General features: G+C 39.5%; 13 protein-coding genes. 9 read left to right on the top strand and 4 right to left on the bottom strand.

Features of this window, described 5'->3' with window-relative positions; translation table 11 throughout:
* Nucleotides 1–182 precede the first annotated feature (182 nt).
* Complete coding sequence (locus H5116_RS10205) at nt 183–482, top strand: hypothetical protein (protein WP_002958795.1); 300 nt, start codon at nt 183–185, stop codon at nt 480–482.
* Between the two features lie 16 nt (nt 483–498).
* On the opposite strand, the gene H5116_RS10210 is transcribed toward H5116_RS10205, so the two are convergent.
* Both H5116_RS10210 and H5116_RS10215 read right to left on the bottom strand, forming a co-directional pair.
* Nucleotides 499–891, bottom strand: a complete 393-nt coding sequence (locus H5116_RS10210; RefSeq protein WP_154903480.1) for a hypothetical protein — start codon at nt 889–891, stop codon at nt 499–501.
* A gap of 104 nt (nt 892–995) precedes the next feature.
* Complete coding sequence (locus H5116_RS10215; protein ID WP_182716069.1) at nt 996–1,865, bottom strand: CPBP family intramembrane glutamic endopeptidase; 870 nt, start codon at nt 1,863–1,865, stop codon at nt 996–998.
* A gap of 112 nt (nt 1,866–1,977) precedes the next feature.
* Between H5116_RS10215 and H5116_RS10220 the strand changes: the two genes are divergently transcribed.
* From H5116_RS10220 to H5116_RS10235, 4 genes are all read left to right on the top strand, one after another.
* Nucleotides 1,978–2,679: a DUF3581 domain-containing protein gene (locus tag H5116_RS10220; RefSeq protein ID WP_182716070.1), complete on the top strand. Its 702-nt coding sequence runs from the start codon at nt 1,978–1,980 to the stop codon at nt 2,677–2,679.
* Between the two features lie 176 nt (nt 2,680–2,855).
* Nucleotides 2,856–4,103: a DEAD/DEAH box helicase gene (locus H5116_RS10225; RefSeq protein ID WP_039484965.1), complete on the top strand. Its 1,248-nt coding sequence runs from the start codon at nt 2,856–2,858 to the stop codon at nt 4,101–4,103.
* 59 nt (nt 4,104–4,162) lie between these two features.
* Nucleotides 4,163–5,143, top strand: a complete 981-nt coding sequence (locus H5116_RS10230) for a sensor domain-containing diguanylate cyclase (RefSeq protein WP_182716071.1) — start codon at nt 4,163–4,165, stop codon at nt 5,141–5,143.
* Between the two features lie 16 nt (nt 5,144–5,159).
* Nucleotides 5,160–5,348: a hypothetical protein gene (locus H5116_RS10235; protein ID WP_039484956.1), complete on the top strand. Its 189-nt coding sequence runs from the start codon at nt 5,160–5,162 to the stop codon at nt 5,346–5,348.
* 126 nt (nt 5,349–5,474) lie between these two features.
* Here H5116_RS10235 and H5116_RS10240 read toward each other — a convergent pair whose 3' ends face one another.
* Nucleotides 5,475–6,431 (bottom strand): methylenetetrahydrofolate reductase, encoded by a 957-nt coding sequence (locus H5116_RS10240; protein ID WP_024597318.1) that lies wholly within the window; start codon nt 6,429–6,431, stop codon nt 5,475–5,477.
* Between the two features lie 250 nt (nt 6,432–6,681).
* Here H5116_RS10240 and H5116_RS10245 point away from each other — a divergent pair, with 250 nt between their 5' ends.
* The 3 genes from H5116_RS10245 to H5116_RS10255 all read left to right on the top strand — a co-directional run bounded on the left by H5116_RS10245 (nt 6,682) and on the right by H5116_RS10255 (nt 11,296).
* Nucleotides 6,682–9,564 carry a pitrilysin family protein gene (locus H5116_RS10245; RefSeq protein WP_182716072.1) on the top strand — a complete coding sequence of 961 codons (2,883 nt, stop codon included), beginning with the start codon at nt 6,682–6,684 and terminating at the stop codon, nt 9,562–9,564.
* A 197-nt stretch (nt 9,565–9,761) separates the two neighbouring features.
* Nucleotides 9,762–10,580, top strand: coding sequence for a serine O-acetyltransferase (cysE, locus tag H5116_RS10250; RefSeq protein ID WP_002958786.1), 819 nt, complete (start codon nt 9,762–9,764; stop codon nt 10,578–10,580).
* A gap of 35 nt (nt 10,581–10,615) precedes the next feature.
* Complete coding sequence (locus tag H5116_RS10255; protein ID WP_182716073.1) at nt 10,616–11,296, top strand: hypothetical protein; 681 nt, start codon at nt 10,616–10,618, stop codon at nt 11,294–11,296.
* Here H5116_RS10255 and xseA read toward each other — a convergent pair.
* Entirely contained in the window at nt 11,293–12,624 is a 1,332-nt protein-coding gene (gene xseA, locus H5116_RS10260) for an exodeoxyribonuclease VII large subunit (protein ID WP_182716074.1), read from the bottom strand. The two genes, H5116_RS10255 and xseA, sit on opposite strands and share 4 nt — an antisense overlap.
* A 401-nt stretch (nt 12,625–13,025) precedes the next feature.
* On the opposite strand from xseA, the gene guaB reads away from it, so the two are divergent.
* Nucleotides 13,026–14,495, top strand: coding sequence for an IMP dehydrogenase (guaB, locus tag H5116_RS10265; RefSeq protein ID WP_002958783.1), 1,470 nt, complete (start codon nt 13,026–13,028; stop codon nt 14,493–14,495).
* Nucleotides 14,496–14,544: the final 49 nt, after the last annotated feature.

Consider the following 14,544-nt stretch of genomic DNA (forward strand, 5'->3'; position numbering starts at 1 on the left):
TAAGAAAATTACGCTAGAACTAGGCAAAAATTTTTATATCTAGTTGTTCTAAATAAAAAATTTTTAACGACGTTATAGTGCAATTTAATTCGTTAAATTGATCAAAGATTTATGCAGGTTGGTATAAGCATTCATAATTTACTAAATGCTACAATGCGGCATATAAACTCATAGGAGGCAGTATGATTGCACCTGTAAAAAACAAAGCCATTTTTAGCAGTAACACATTTTCGATAAACCTTGTTACTTACCCAACCAATCATAGCGTAATGAACCATATTGACCCTGTGCAGCAAGGGCGCTATTACAAGCTTAATTTTGTATTAGAGAAACCTAAAGCGGGTGGGGTATTTAAATGCTCAAAATGCATTATAAATTTATTTAATCGCGTGTATTTGTTCAGACCCGATAAGTACGAACACAGCGTATCTAAAATCGAGTCTGGAAAGCGTGTACTACTGAGCTTTGCGCTTAATATATAATTTGCACTTTTACTTATTAATAGTCGTAGGCCTGTCCGGTGCATAAAACAGATAGGTCGCAGTACGATACAGAGGTTTCACTACAAGAATTAATAGTAAAAGCATTCCCGCCCCTGCGCATAGCATCAGCTTTAAGTAAATCAATCGCGTTTGATTTAGAGCGATTGTAGCTTACATTATTGTTGCCCATACCGTCGCCATCACAGCTTTCACCTTCTATTCGGCCTAAAAGTGTTGCGCCACTTTCGTGTGCTTCTTGGTCGCTATAAAATTGCTGTAAATCTCTTTTATTAACGTAGGTGCCAATTTCTTGAGATAAAACACCGTTGTCTATGTCTGTATGATAGGTCATTCCTGAACAACCGGTTATTGTGGCCAGCACTGTTATTGCCGCTATAAAACGTAGCATATTTATTAGTCCTTTAATTTATTATTTAAAGTAGTAAATTACTAACAAAATCAAACGCTGGCAATGTTTGCTAACGGGTAAATTGTTAGCATTTGTAAATGTATTTAGATTTTACTGAGCATAGGGTAAGTAAACAAAAAGAAGTGAAAAACGTTCACTAACCAGTGGCATATAATAGCCCATTCTAAACGCAGCGTTTTATAAAAAATATAGCTATATCCTAAGCCTGCAATAAATGAAACCAATACATAGTTAATTCCTCCAGCAAAATGTGCTAAAGCAAACACTGCAGCAGTCATTATTGGGGCAAGTAACGCTAGGCGAGTAGATGAGATTATTTGGCTAAGTTTGGTTTGTAATAACCCTCTAAACAAAGCTTCCTCAGTTACACAGGTAAATAAAAGATTAATAGCAATAAAGGCTAACCAAAAGTCGGGCACTTTTGGGTTAAAGCTTACAAGTCCAAGTGTTAAAGCCGCAGTGAGCGAAGCTAAAACAGTAGCAATAATTATAAAAATAGGTTGTTTAACGTTTAATGGGCCTGCTTTATTAGAGTCTGCTTTTAAAGCTTTTTTACTCGAATAAAAGTAAGCACAAAGGAATAACCCAGCCATAGCTTTATCAAAATTAGCATAAAGGGTAAAAGCAATCGCATCGCTTGTAATACGCTCATCTATAACAATAGAGAGGTTATTAAAACCAGGCACCCAATGAAGTGCTAATACCAGTGAGGAAATTATAAAAAAAGTACCTAAAATAGCGCGTATTATTGCCCGCTTTGCATTTAGCACACAGTAGTATAAAACAACGTAAAGCCCAGTGCTGAGCAGAGCATACAAATTTATATAACCTTGAAAATACCCACTTACTACACTTAAAGCCATTAAGTAGTGCCAAAGGGGTTGCCGCATTATTGATATTTTGCAGTACGGAAAAACACATATAATTGATAGTGCTAATAAATAAAAGGTCATTGTTTTTTATTACTCTGTTTTATTTAGCCATTAATCTAACAGATTCGACCTCTCAATATTTTTTTTCTGGTAATATAGATAGGTTATAAGCAGTTTAAGCAGTGAACAAACTATGTTAAGTCCTTTTTTTCAGCAGCATGCTGATTATGTTTCTATCTCTCGTGAGCAGGGTTGTCGCTTCGCTAAATGCGTTGCTGATGATTACAATCCACTTCATGACAAAGATGCCAAAAAGTTTTGCGCGCCAGGAGACTTACTTTTTTCATTGGTACTAGACCGCTACGGTATTAGTGAACAAATGGAATTTACTTTTGCCGGTATGGTTGATGAAAACACCAAACTACATTTCCCTGAGGGAGCCGATGAGTTTGATGTTACCAATGGCGAAAAAGTAATTTTAAAGGTAAAGCGCAGCGGTAAAACCAGCCAATGCCCAGCACTAACTAATAGTCTAATAAAAAATTATGTTGAGTTTTCTGGTACTACCTTTCCGCATGTAATTATCCCATTAATGGGCAAGCAAGAGGTAATGATAAACCCTGCTCGTCCGATGGTAATTTACGAATCAATGCTTATTAATCTTGATAACCTTGATATAACAGCGCCAGTACTTGAATTTGCAGAGCCAAGCTTTGAGTACACTGGTAAGCGCGGAAAAATTACACTACGTTTTAACCTGTTAGAAAACGGCGTTAAAGTGGGTAGTGGTGAAAAGCACATGGTGGTTTCGGGTATTCGCGAATACTGCCAAGCAACAGTTGACGATTTAATAGCGTTTTACAACGAACGTAAAGCGACACTAAAGCCAGCTTAAAGCTACAGCAAATTATAAAAGGCGCTAAATACAACGGTTATTTAGCGCCTTTTTTATTATTTTAGCGCTAAAGCGAAAGAGAGCAATCACGATTAAATACTTTTCTGGACTGGTTAATTTACGCAGTACAGTAATATGCGTACAATAACGCTCTTTGTTATTTTAAAGCTAAGCCTATGTCTGCCACTACGTTCTCATCACTTAATCTCGACCCGTTATTATTAACAGCGATTGAGCAAAATAATTACACTCAACCAACCGCAATTCAGATTAAAACTATTCCGCCTATTTTAGCCGGAAGTGATGTAATGGGCAGCGCGCAAACAGGTACGGGTAAAACCGCCGCCTTTGTTTTACCTCTATTACATAAGCTTTTAAATACCCCTAAAAAGGATGAGCAAGGCCTTGCCCGCGTTGTAATTTTAACGCCAACACGAGAGCTTGCTCAGCAAGTATTTGCCAGCTTTGAAAAGTACGCACAAGGCACTAATATCAATGGTGCCTTAGCCTATGGTGGTGCAAGTATTGGCCCTCAAATTAAAGCACTTAAAACAGCACAAGTTATAGTGGCAACACCAGGGCGTTTACTTGATCATATAGTTAAAGGCAGTGTGGTACTTTCAAGCGTAGACTCTTTAGTGTTTGACGAAGCCGACCGCATGCTTGATATGGGCTTTATTGATGAAATTAGACGTATATTGCGACATATACCGGGCGATCGCCAAACTTTACTCTTTTCAGCTACGTTTGATGACAGCGTGTTTGAACTCAGTAAAAAACTACTTAAAAACCCTGAGCTAATTGAAGTTGATAAACGTAACTCAGCTGCGGTTGAAGTAGAGCAAGTTATTTACGCTGTAGATGAAGACCGTAAGCGCGAACTTGTATCGCATATGATTGGCATGAAAAACTGGCGCCAAGTGCTTATTTTTACGCGCACAAAACAAATGGCCGATCAGCTTGCTAAAGAAATGTGTAAAGATGGGTTAAAAACCGAATCAATCCATGGCGATAAATCGCAAGGCGCACGTGACCGTGCACTGCAAAACTTTAAAGAAGGTATTACACGCGTACTTGTTGCAACCGATGTCGCTGCGCGTGGTTTAGATATTTCTACACTTAGATACGTAATTAATTTTGAACTGCCGTACATTGCCGAGGATTATGTGCACCGTATTGGCCGTACAGGTCGCGCTGGTGAACAAGGGCTTGCTATGTCATTGGTAAGTCTTGATGAGCAATGGCTGCTAGAAGAAATTGAAGTATTACTCGATACGCGTTTAACGCCGCAGTGGTTAGAAGGTTACGAGCCTGACTTAAATAAAAAGCCCAAAGATAATCGTAAAAACACCAACAAGTCGCGAAAAGATCGCGATAAAAAACGCATTACAGGTAAAAGAGAGCCAAGTAGACGTCGTAAATAATAGCTTTTAGTTTACTTTTTTGCCTATACTGGAGCTATTAAATAGCCGAGGTAAAGTTAATGTTTGAAACTGATAAATGGGCATTCTCTGGTGTTGATGGCCAAATATCTTTGCATAAATGGCAAAAAACAATGGACCTTATCACGGGGCTTTTTTCAGCCCCGTCTGGTTATATAGTTCAGGCAACAAGCAAAGGCTATCGCGTTGTTATTAGAAATAACGAAGGTGGCTCAAGCTTTGAAACCAACCCGATACTTCCCCCTCAAACTCCTCTTTTTTGTCGGCACGTCGCTGAAACTAATAATATTTTATATGTTAATGATGCAAGCAATAACGATGCATGGAACACCCTCCCAGAAGTAGTTGAGGACGGTGTTGAATCCTACCTAGGCTTACCTATTCATTGGCCAGAAGGTGAAGTATTTGGCACGCTATGCTTAAAAGACACTAAAATAACTAGCTATACCGATGAATACTTTGAGCTCATAGAGCAACTACGCGATTTAATTGAAGACGACCTAGCGCTTGTTTACAGCTATGAACAAATGCGCGAAATAGCCATGTTAGACTCATTAACAGATATTTATAATCGCCGAGCACTTAACTTACTAGCTCAGCAAAAGCTTAATTTAGCACTGCGTTTGGGCTTCGACGTATGTTGCTTGTTTATTGATATAAACGACTTTAAAAAATTAAACGACACCTTTGGACATGAAGTGGGTGACAAAGCCTTAATTATATTGGCAGATACGCTAAAAAACCATTTAAGGGATGCCGACATAGTAGGGCGTTTAGGTGGTGATGAGTTTGTTGCAGTAATGCAATTAAGTGATAAAAGCAAAATTAACTACATTATGGATAAAATATCCTCTGAGTATACAAATGCTTTACTAAAAGAAGGTGTTTGCGATTTATCGCTCAGTATTGGTTATAGTTTTACTAATAAACAAAAGCAGCCCTTTGAAGCGCTATTAAATGATGCAGACCACGCAATGTATAAAAATAAACAAGCGTATAGGCTCGCTAAAAAAGCACAATAATAAAAGGAAGTTCGTCATGACTCATGCCACAAAAACTTGGCTGGTTTTTTCTGCGATAGGTTTTATTTTTTCATTAGCAATAATAAGCTTATTTGAAGCGCTTCCTAGCATTAGATTTATATCTGATGAGGGAATTATTTTTGGTGTTATGTGCTCCTCTATGGGGTTTGCCTTAAAAAGGCTTGAGAGTAATAACCAAAAATAGCTTCAATGAATAGCTTAAGCTGCAAATTTTTACTTGTACTTCTTAATTTATTTTTCAAAGTACGGACATAAAAAAGCAAGCCATGAGGCTTGCCAAGAAGGGTGTTAATTAGCTCTTACCTAGCCTTTAAGCTATTAGCTTTTCAGCAAGGTTTAATTCCATAATAGCTTTTAATAAACGGTATAAGTTAATTGATGCATCAATTTCTTCTTTACGGTTTGTTAAGCTTTCAATATTTAAGCCCAGCGGTACATCTAAATGCGCACAGCTTTTAAGTATTAAGTCGAGGTTTTCGCGGCAAATACGGACCGATTCGCTTAATGTATTGTCTGCATCAAGCATGCGCCATTTTGTTGCCTCTGGCACTGAGATACCCAACCATTGCATAAATTCTAAGGTTTTTTCGCCGCCGCACGGGGTAAACGTTAATATAATACGTTGTGGTGTAATACCCTGCGCTTTACATGTACGTGCGTAGCTAGTAATTAGCTCTATAGTCGCTTGTGCATCGTAAACAGCTTGCGATATAAAAAACTGACAACCTTGTGCTGTTTTTTCTATTAATCGTTCGTGCTCATTTCGTTTACTTGAATGGCGTTCAGCAATCGTAACGCCACCTAAAAAGAAATCATCTGATTGCTCAGCCAATGCTTTATAAGCATCTGGCAGGCTTAGCTTTATATCGCCTATCGATGATGGGCTACCTACTAAAACAACATTTTGTAAATCGTAGTCGTTTTTAGTTTCACTTAGCCAATCTTTAAATTCGCCTACGCCACGCTGCGCCACACTTTTATAAGTAATTACATCTTGTGCAGATAAATTACGAAGTAAATGGCTGTATTCACGCGGATCAACGGTTTGTTTAAACGCAAATGGACGGTCTTGATTAGTTCGGCTGCTTTCGTCTTGAATGTCGTAAATTATCACGCCGTCGTATTCAATTTCGTGTAAGCGACCTAATAGCTTTTCTGCAATGGTTTTTAATTGCGCTTTATCGGTGCCAATTTTAGGCGGGGTAGTACCAATAAGATAAACACCTTGATTGGTGTCCACTATCTTCTCTTTTAGTGATAAAGCCATAATCCTCATTCCAGCTAAGTTTGTTTTGATGGATTTAATATAGCAGCCATTTAGACGTCTAGATAGATTTATTTAATGAAAGTTTTTCAATTAACATGATGTTTATTCATAGTGCTTGTTCCCATAATTTATAATTGACACAGTTGTTTACACAATAAATTCCCTTGGGGCTCTTATATTTATTGGCTTTGGGGCATAATTAAAGAGTTAAATCTGACAACAAATTTGCTCAATTTAAAAAGGGACAACAATGAAATTTAAATTATTAGCAACCAGCTTAGCGGTATCGCTGGCGTTAACAGGTTGCGCCATGCAACAAAACCAAAGCACGCAGACAACAGCACAACAAGAACAAGTAAATAAAGCTGATGACCGTGTTTTTTCACAAGATTACTTAATTGAAGAGCTAGAAAACGGCTTACGTGTCATGGTTGTTAAAACCGATTACCCTGATGTAGTGTCGCTGCAAATTCCGGTATCGGTTGGATCGCGTAACGAAGTTGAAGAGGGCAAAACAGGCTTTGCTCACTTTTTTGAACACATGATGTTTAAAGGCTCACAAAAATACCCTGAAGATGTGTACTCAGACATATTAAAAAATTCAGGTGTTGATAACCGCGCATATACAACAAACGATTACACAAATTACCATTTAAACTTTTCAAAGCAGCACCTTGATAAAGTACTTGAGCTTGAAGCTGATATTTTTCAAAACTTAACCTACACCGAAGAGCAATTTAGAACAGAAGCGCAAACAGTAAAAGGTGAGTACTTAAAAAACAACGCGAGCCCAATTCGTAAATTATTAAGCGCTGTACGCGAAAAAGCGTTTGATAAGCACACGTATAAACACACCACTATGGGCTTTTTTAAAGACATAGAAGCCATGCCTGATCAAATGGCCTATGGTAAAGAATTTTTTGCTAAGTTTTATAAGCCTGAGTATGTGTCACTTGTCATCGTGGGCGATGTAGACCCACAAGCAACAATGGCAATGGTTAAAAAGCATTGGGGCAGCTGGAAAAAGGGTAACTATGTTGCTGACATTAAAGCAGAACCTGTTCAACAAGCACCAAAATATTTACACCAGCAAGATGAAGCGCTACCAGGGCATTGGTTACTCGTATCGTACAAAGGCGCTGCGTGGGAGCCTGCTAAAAAAGACAGAGCGGCGCTTGATTTAATCTCACAGCTTTATTTTTCTAGTAATTCAGATTTATATCAAGAGCTAGTGGTCGACAAACAAATTGCCAGCCAAATGTTTACCTATAACCCAGAGACTAAAGATCCGGGTTTATTACACGTATTTGTTAAAGTAGAAAACGCAGGCGATTTAGCCACTGCGCGCGATGCCATTAATCGAACTTATGCAAAAGCACGCACTGAGCTTGTTGATGAGCAAAAGCTAAGTGATTTAAAATCGAATCTTAAATACAGCTTTATTAATGGCTTAGATTCGTCGCAAGCGATTGCATCAACCCTTGCCAGCTACATGCATTTTGAGCGCGATCCTGAGGTTATAAACCAGCTGTATAAATCGGCAGATAACATCACCAGCGCAGATATTAAAGCCGTTGCTAATAAATACTTTACTGATAACGCACGTACCACATTAACAATGTCGGCACTTGATAAAGCCCCAGGTTTTGAGCAAGAAGTTAATTTAAATGCGCTTACTGCAAAGCTTGAACAAGCACCTGCGAAGCCTACATTTAAAGTACTTGATAAAACCAATAGCTCGCCATTAATCGATGTTAACTTTTTATTCAATACCGGCGCGGCTGCCGACCCTCAAGGCAAAAAAGGTGTTGCAGCGCTCACTGCGGCAATGCTTGCACAAGGTGGCTCAGAGGCGACAAGCTATAAAGATATTCAAAAAGCACTTTATCCGCTTGCAGGTAGCTTTGGTTATCAAATAGATAAAGAAATGCTGTCGTTTCAAGGGCGTATTCATAAAGACAATGCAGCGCAGTGGTATTCACTTGTGAGCGATCAATTATTAAACCCAGGCTTTAGAGACGATGACTTTAAACGCCTTAAAAAAGAAATGATCGATGGTATTAAATCAGGCTTAAAAGCATCTAACGATGAAGAGCTAGGCAAAGAAGTGCTATACAGTGCACTTTACAAAAATCACCCTTACGAAAGTCACAACTACGGTGATATTTCGGATTTAGAAGCGTTGACGCTAGATGATGTTAAAGCGTTTTATAACATCGAGCTTACGCAATCTAAACTCACGGTTGGCTTAATTGGGGCTGTGCCTGCAAACCTTAAAGCTAAAATGATGAGCGATTTTGCAACGCTACCAAAAGGTGAGCAAAGCCGTTTAAGTATTCCTGATGCGCCAGTGCTTAAAGGTCATCATGCAACTATTGTAGAAAAGTCAGCGCAATCGACGGCGGTATCGTTTGGTTTCCCTATTGATACAATAAGAAGTAGCGAAGACTGGACAGCCCTTTGGCTTGTGCGTTCGTACTTTGGTGAGCACCGTAGTTCTAACAGCTTTTTATATGAGCGCATTCGTGAAACTCGCGGCATGAACTATGGCGATTACGCATACATTGAATACTTTCCACGTGGTATGTTTCAAACCAAGCCAGATGCAAACCTAGGGCGCTCAGAGCAAATATTTCAAGTGTGGTTACGCCCACTTCGCTCTAATAACGATGCGCACTTTGCAACACGTACCGCCTTGTTTGAGCTAGATAAGCTAATTAAAAATGGTATGAGCGAAGGTGATTTTGAAGCTACGCGTAACTTTTTAATTAACTTTGTGCCGCAAATGGTTGCAAGTCAAAATCGCCAATTAGGTTACGCGCTTGATAGCGAATTTTACAACACTGATAACTTTGTAAGTTACGTAACTAATAAACTTAAAACGCTAACGCTTGCTGATGTTAATCGCGTTATTAAAGAAAACTTACAAACAGACAATGTTCACTATGTATTTATTACTGGTGACGGCGCTGATATGCAAAAACGTTTAGCATCGCAGCAAACATCACCAATGGTTTACAACACCGATAAACCTGCCGAATTAGTGGCTGAAGATAAAGTGATTGCTGATTATAAATTAGCAATTCCTGCAAAAAATATTGAAGTGATGAAAGTCGATAAAGTATTTCAATAATTTAAGTGTTTTTTAAGCGTTAAAATAATGCCTCGGTGCTATAAGCATCGAGGCATTTTTATTATTTAATAATGAAACTTAATAAACAGTTATACCTAATAACCAGAACAAATAACTAAGGGATTAACACCTTAGTGGTTAAATCCGTTAGACTTGGGAAAAGGCTATTTTATATCAACTTAAGGCAGTGCAGTATTATGCGTCATGCAATTTGGCAACAGCTTCGCGACGAAGCTAACGATGTAGTAAAACGTGAACCATTATTAGCAAGTCATGTTTATTCATGTGTTTTAAATCATGATTGTTTAGGTTCGGCATTGAGCTTTATTGTTGCTAATAAGTTGGCTGATGCGGTGGTATCTGCATTCACTATCCGAGAGCTGTTTGACCAAGCATTTGTAAAATGTGACCGTATGCTATCTTTTGTTGCTGAGGATATTAAAGCGGTAAAAGACCGCGACCCTGCATCAGAAACCTATCTTACGGTTATATTAAATCTAAAAGGTTTTCATGCTATTCAGGCGCACCGTTTGGCTAATTGTTTGTGGCAACAAAATCGCAAAGAGCTAGCGCGCTTTATTCAAAGCCGTAATTCTGAAGTGTTTGGGGTCGATATTCACCCAGCATGTAAAGTGGGTAAAGGCATTATGTTTGACCACGCAACCGGTATTGTTATTGGTGAAACAGCGGTAATTGAAGATAACGTATCAATTTTGCAATCTGTAACGCTTGGCGGTACAGGCAATGAGCAGGGCGATCGTCATCCTAAAATTAGAGCAGGCGTATTAATTGGCGCGGGTGCTAAAGTACTGGGTAATATTGAAGTAGGTGAGGGCGCACGAATTGGTGCGGGCTCAGTTGTACTTAGCAATGTTCCACCACACACAACCGCTGTTGGCGTACCCGCTAAAATTATTGGTCGACCGGATTGTGAGTGTCCGGCGCAAAGTATGAACCAAAACTTTTTAGCAAATCCTGAGCCTGAAAACGAATCGCACACGAGTGCAATGTTATAAGTAACTAAAAATAATAAAACTTAAAAGGAATTAACATGAACAAGAATAGTTTATTGGCTCTAGGGATTGGGTTTATTGCGGGTGTAGGTTTAACTTGGAGCTACTTTAATGCAGCTTCAAGTCATCCAGAATCTGTTAAGTCGCAGCCAAGTTATGAGAAACAGAAAAAGCTTCATACTGAACAACAAAGTAATGAGGTATTGAGTAATGCAGACTCTGCAGTACCTGAGCAAGTCGCTAGTATAGAGCCCGCTGAAATCTCGTCTACAACCAATTCAGAAACCCAAATGCTTGATGATCTACCTTTAGAAGAGCAAGTAACTCAGCTTAAGCAGCAACTCGCCGAACAGAAAGCGGCGCTCAAAAGTGTTTTAAAGAAAATGAGGGGCCCTTCAGATTTTGAGCAGATTTTACGTGATAAATTTGAAAATCAAACGCGCGATGAAGAATGGGCTTATCGTACTGAAATGGCATTACAAGATTTTTTATTAACAGCTGATTTATCAATTATTCCTGACGTTGTTAGTGCAAAATGTAAAAAAACAGTATGTGAATTTGAACTTGCCGCTCCCACTGATAACGACACTTTTGGTAATGCTCAATGGCGAGAGCTAAACGATAAGTTGATGGAACAAGAGTTTTGGCAACAATTTAAAAGCACTACCTCCACATCGAGCGATAGCGAACTTAAAATGTTGCTAAGTACAGAGCTTTAAATAATTTGTGATTCTATAGAGCCATCGACTAACTCTGTAACTAAAACATCGCCTGTTTTAATTTGCCCCACAGATTTAACTACTTTTCCTTGCTGTGTTTTAGTGATGCTATAACCGCGCGCTAAAACATTAAGCGGACTTACCGAGTCTAACCTGCTTGCTTGCAGTGCTAAGCTATTATTCGCTTGTTGTAACTGATTCTGTATAGCTTGGTTTAGCCTAGCTTGTAATTGCGAGAGTTGATGGCTTGCTGAAGCGAGTTTTTTATCAGGTGATTGGCGCATCAAACGCGGCGTTAAGTTATTGAGTGTGCGTTCTTGTTGGTATAAACGATTACGCATAGCTTGTTGCAGCGCAATGCTTAGCTCATCCAAACGTTGTGATTTTTGACTAAGCTGATTACGCGGATGACACAAATTAAGGCGGTGTTGTAACTGCGTTGCTAATGCGCGTTTATCGGCAATACCGTGCTTAAACGCGTTAGATAAACGATTAACTAATTGTGTTACTTTGTTGTGTAACTCTTGCGTATTTGGGCTTACAAGCTCAGCTGCGGCTGATGGAGTGGCTGCACGAACATCAGCAACGTAATCGCTAATGGTTGTATCTATTTCATGGCCTACTGCACTTACTATCGGTAATTCACTTTCAAAAATAGCTCGTGCGAGCTGTTCGTGATTAAAACACCATAAATCTTCAAGTGATCCGCCGCCTCGTCCTAAAATAAGTACGTCAACTTCATCACGAGCATTAGCTAATTCAATTTGATTAATTAAATGTAGGTGTGCTTCTTTGCCTTGTACCATAGCAGGGTAAATGATTACCTCTAGCTGCGGCGCACGGCGTTTAAGTACCGTTAAAATATCTTTTATAGCAGCGCCGGTTGCAGAGGTAATAACACCAATACGATTAATGTTTTGCGGAAGTGGTTTTTTATACGCAGAGCTAAATAATCCTTCGGCGGCCAAACGCATTTTAAGTGCATCGAATTCTTGTTTTAGCTGACCTTCGCCGGCCGGTTCCATATGCTCAACAATAAGCTGGTAGTCACCGCGAGGTTCATAAAGTGATACACGCGCTTTTACTGTAACTTGCGCGCCATTTGCAGGGCGATAGCTTTGGTTGCGATTATTCCCACGCCACATAGCGGCTTTAATTTGTGCTTTATCGTCTTTTAACGAAAAGTACCAATGTCCAGATGCAGGGGTAATAAAGTTAGAAATTTCGCCCGTGAGCACTAAAGATGCAAAACCTTGCTCAAGAATTGTGCGAATTTCTCTATTAAGGCGTGAAACGGTGTAAACCGCCTGCGAAGGCTTCGAAAACATAAAAAACAACCTAAAACTATTTATAAAGCAAGGGTCTATTGACCTTTGTAGATTAAAATTCGTTCAAACTAGGGGCGATTTAATCGCGGCGCGAGGTTTGTAACCTAGTGGGCTAAGTAAAAACCGAGTAACAAAGAGTTAATCGCCCCTAGGCTGAACCCTTTGGGCAGCGCTTGTTTGGAATTGATGCTACGTTATCGCCTATTTATAGGGAATAACCACACTGCATAGGCTCTGCCTTGCCTAAATACCTAAAAAACTGCTGCAAATTTAACCTTGAAAGGCTAATAGACCCTATATTATCATAAATATTTGCGAAATATTATTTACTCATGCCAACAACGCTGTTAAAATTTGGCCGCAATTCCTTATCTTAGATCCACATGTGAGAAGTTGCCAAAATGCTTAGAATCGCTAAAGAAGCTCTTACCTTTGATGACGTACTTTTAGTACCTGGTCATTCTACTGTTTTGCCACACACGGCAAATATTTCAACTCGCTTAACGCGTGGTATCAAACTTAACTTGCCGCTTATTTCAGCATCTATGGATACTGTTACAGAAGCTCGTTTAGCTATTGCCCTTGCGCAAGAAGGTGGTCTTGGTTTTATTCATAAAAACATGACTATTGAAGAACAAGCGAAAAACGTACGTAAAGTTAAAACCTACGAAGCAGGTATTGTTTCATACCCTGTAACGGTTACTGCCGATTTAACAATTGCAGATGCAATTGAGCTTTCGCACGAAAAAGGTTTTTCAGGCTTTCCGGTTACCGACAGCAACAATGTGCTTGTAGGCATTGTTACCAGTCGTGATATGCGTTTTGAAACTAAGCTTGAACAGCCTGTTTCTACCGTTATGACTAAAAAAGAAAAGCTTGTTACCGTTAAAGAGGGCGCAGCACGCGAAGAAATTTTAGGCTTAATGCACGAACACCGCATTGAAAAAATCCTTGTTGTTGATGATGAATTTAAACTCAAAGGCATGATCACAGTAAAAGATTACCAAAAAGCCCAAGACAAACCTGACGCATGTAAAGATGACCAAGGTCGTTTACGTGTAGGTGCTGCTGTAAGTGTTGGCGCAGGTACTGATGAGCGTATTGCTGCATTAGTAGAAGCGGGTATTGATGTTTTACTTATCGATACATCGCATGGTCACTCTCAAGGCGTTATTGACCGTGTTACTAAAACTCGCAAAGAGTACCCAGACTTACAAATTATTGCAGGTAACATTGCAACGGCTGAAGGTGCGATTGCACTAGCTGATGCCGGAGCGGATGCAGTTAAAGTAGGTATCGGCCCTGGTTCTATCTGTACTACACGTATTGTTACCGGTTGTGGCGTTCCACAAATTACCGCTATTTCAGATGCTGTTGAAGGCTTAAAAGGTCGCGACATTCCTGTTATTGCTGATGGTGGCATTCGTTTTTCTGGTGATATTGTTAAAGCACTTGTTGCTGGTGCATCGTGTGTAATGGTGGGTTCTCTTCTTGCTGGTACAGAAGAAGCACCAGGTGAAGTTGAATTGTACCAAGGCCGTTATTACAAATCTTACCGTGGTATGGGCTCATTGGGCGCGATGGATCAAAAAGAAGGTTCATCAGATCGTTACTTCCAAAAATCAAACGAAGCAGACAAGTTAGTACCTGAAGGTATTGAAGGTCGCGTAGCTTACAAAGGTCCTATTGCAACGATTATTCATCAGCAAGTAGGTGGCTTACGTAGTGCTATGGGCTTAACGGGTTGTGCAACAATTGAAGAGCTAAATACAAAACCACAATTTGTACGTGTTACTTCAGCAGGTATGGGTGAGTCGCATGTTCATGATGTGCAAATCACTAAAGAAGCACCAAATTACCGCTTAGGTTAAGCAGCGTAATTAATTTAATATACTGGGCTTGCTTTGCAAGCCCTCTTTT

The sequence above is a fragment of the Pseudoalteromonas sp. SG45-2 genome (genome assembly GCF_014164115.1).
In the GTDB taxonomy this organism is placed as follows: Bacteria; Pseudomonadota; Gammaproteobacteria; order Enterobacterales; family Alteromonadaceae; genus Pseudoalteromonas; species Pseudoalteromonas distincta.

Bases quoted from the DNA above. Each gene is read 5' to 3' on its own strand.
- H5116_RS10205 (WP_002958795.1), top strand. From the start codon at position 183: ATGATTGCACCTGTAAAAAACAAAGCCATTTTTAGCAGTAACACATTT.
- H5116_RS10210 (WP_154903480.1), bottom strand. From the start codon at position 891: ATGCTACGTTTTATAGCGGCAATAACAGTGCTGGCCACAATAACCGGT.
- H5116_RS10215 (WP_182716069.1), bottom strand. From the start codon at position 1,865: ATGACCTTTTATTTATTAGCACTATCAATTATATGTGTTTTTCCGTAC.
- H5116_RS10220 (WP_182716070.1), top strand. From the start codon at position 1,978: ATGTTAAGTCCTTTTTTTCAGCAGCATGCTGATTATGTTTCTATCTCT.
- H5116_RS10225 (WP_039484965.1), top strand. From the start codon at position 2,856: ATGTCTGCCACTACGTTCTCATCACTTAATCTCGACCCGTTATTATTA.
- H5116_RS10230 (WP_182716071.1), top strand. From the start codon at position 4,163: ATGTTTGAAACTGATAAATGGGCATTCTCTGGTGTTGATGGCCAAATA.
- H5116_RS10235 (WP_039484956.1), top strand. From the start codon at position 5,160: ATGACTCATGCCACAAAAACTTGGCTGGTTTTTTCTGCGATAGGTTTT.
- H5116_RS10240 (WP_024597318.1), bottom strand. From the start codon at position 6,431: ATGGCTTTATCACTAAAAGAGAAGATAGTGGACACCAATCAAGGTGTT.
- H5116_RS10245 (WP_182716072.1), top strand. From the start codon at position 6,682: ATGAAATTTAAATTATTAGCAACCAGCTTAGCGGTATCGCTGGCGTTA.
- cysE (WP_002958786.1), top strand. From the start codon at position 9,762: ATGCGTCATGCAATTTGGCAACAGCTTCGCGACGAAGCTAACGATGTA.
- H5116_RS10255 (WP_182716073.1), top strand. From the start codon at position 10,616: ATGAACAAGAATAGTTTATTGGCTCTAGGGATTGGGTTTATTGCGGGT.
- xseA (WP_182716074.1), bottom strand. From the start codon at position 12,624: ATGTTTTCGAAGCCTTCGCAGGCGGTTTACACCGTTTCACGCCTTAAT.
- guaB (WP_002958783.1), top strand. From the start codon at position 13,026: ATGCTTAGAATCGCTAAAGAAGCTCTTACCTTTGATGACGTACTTTTA.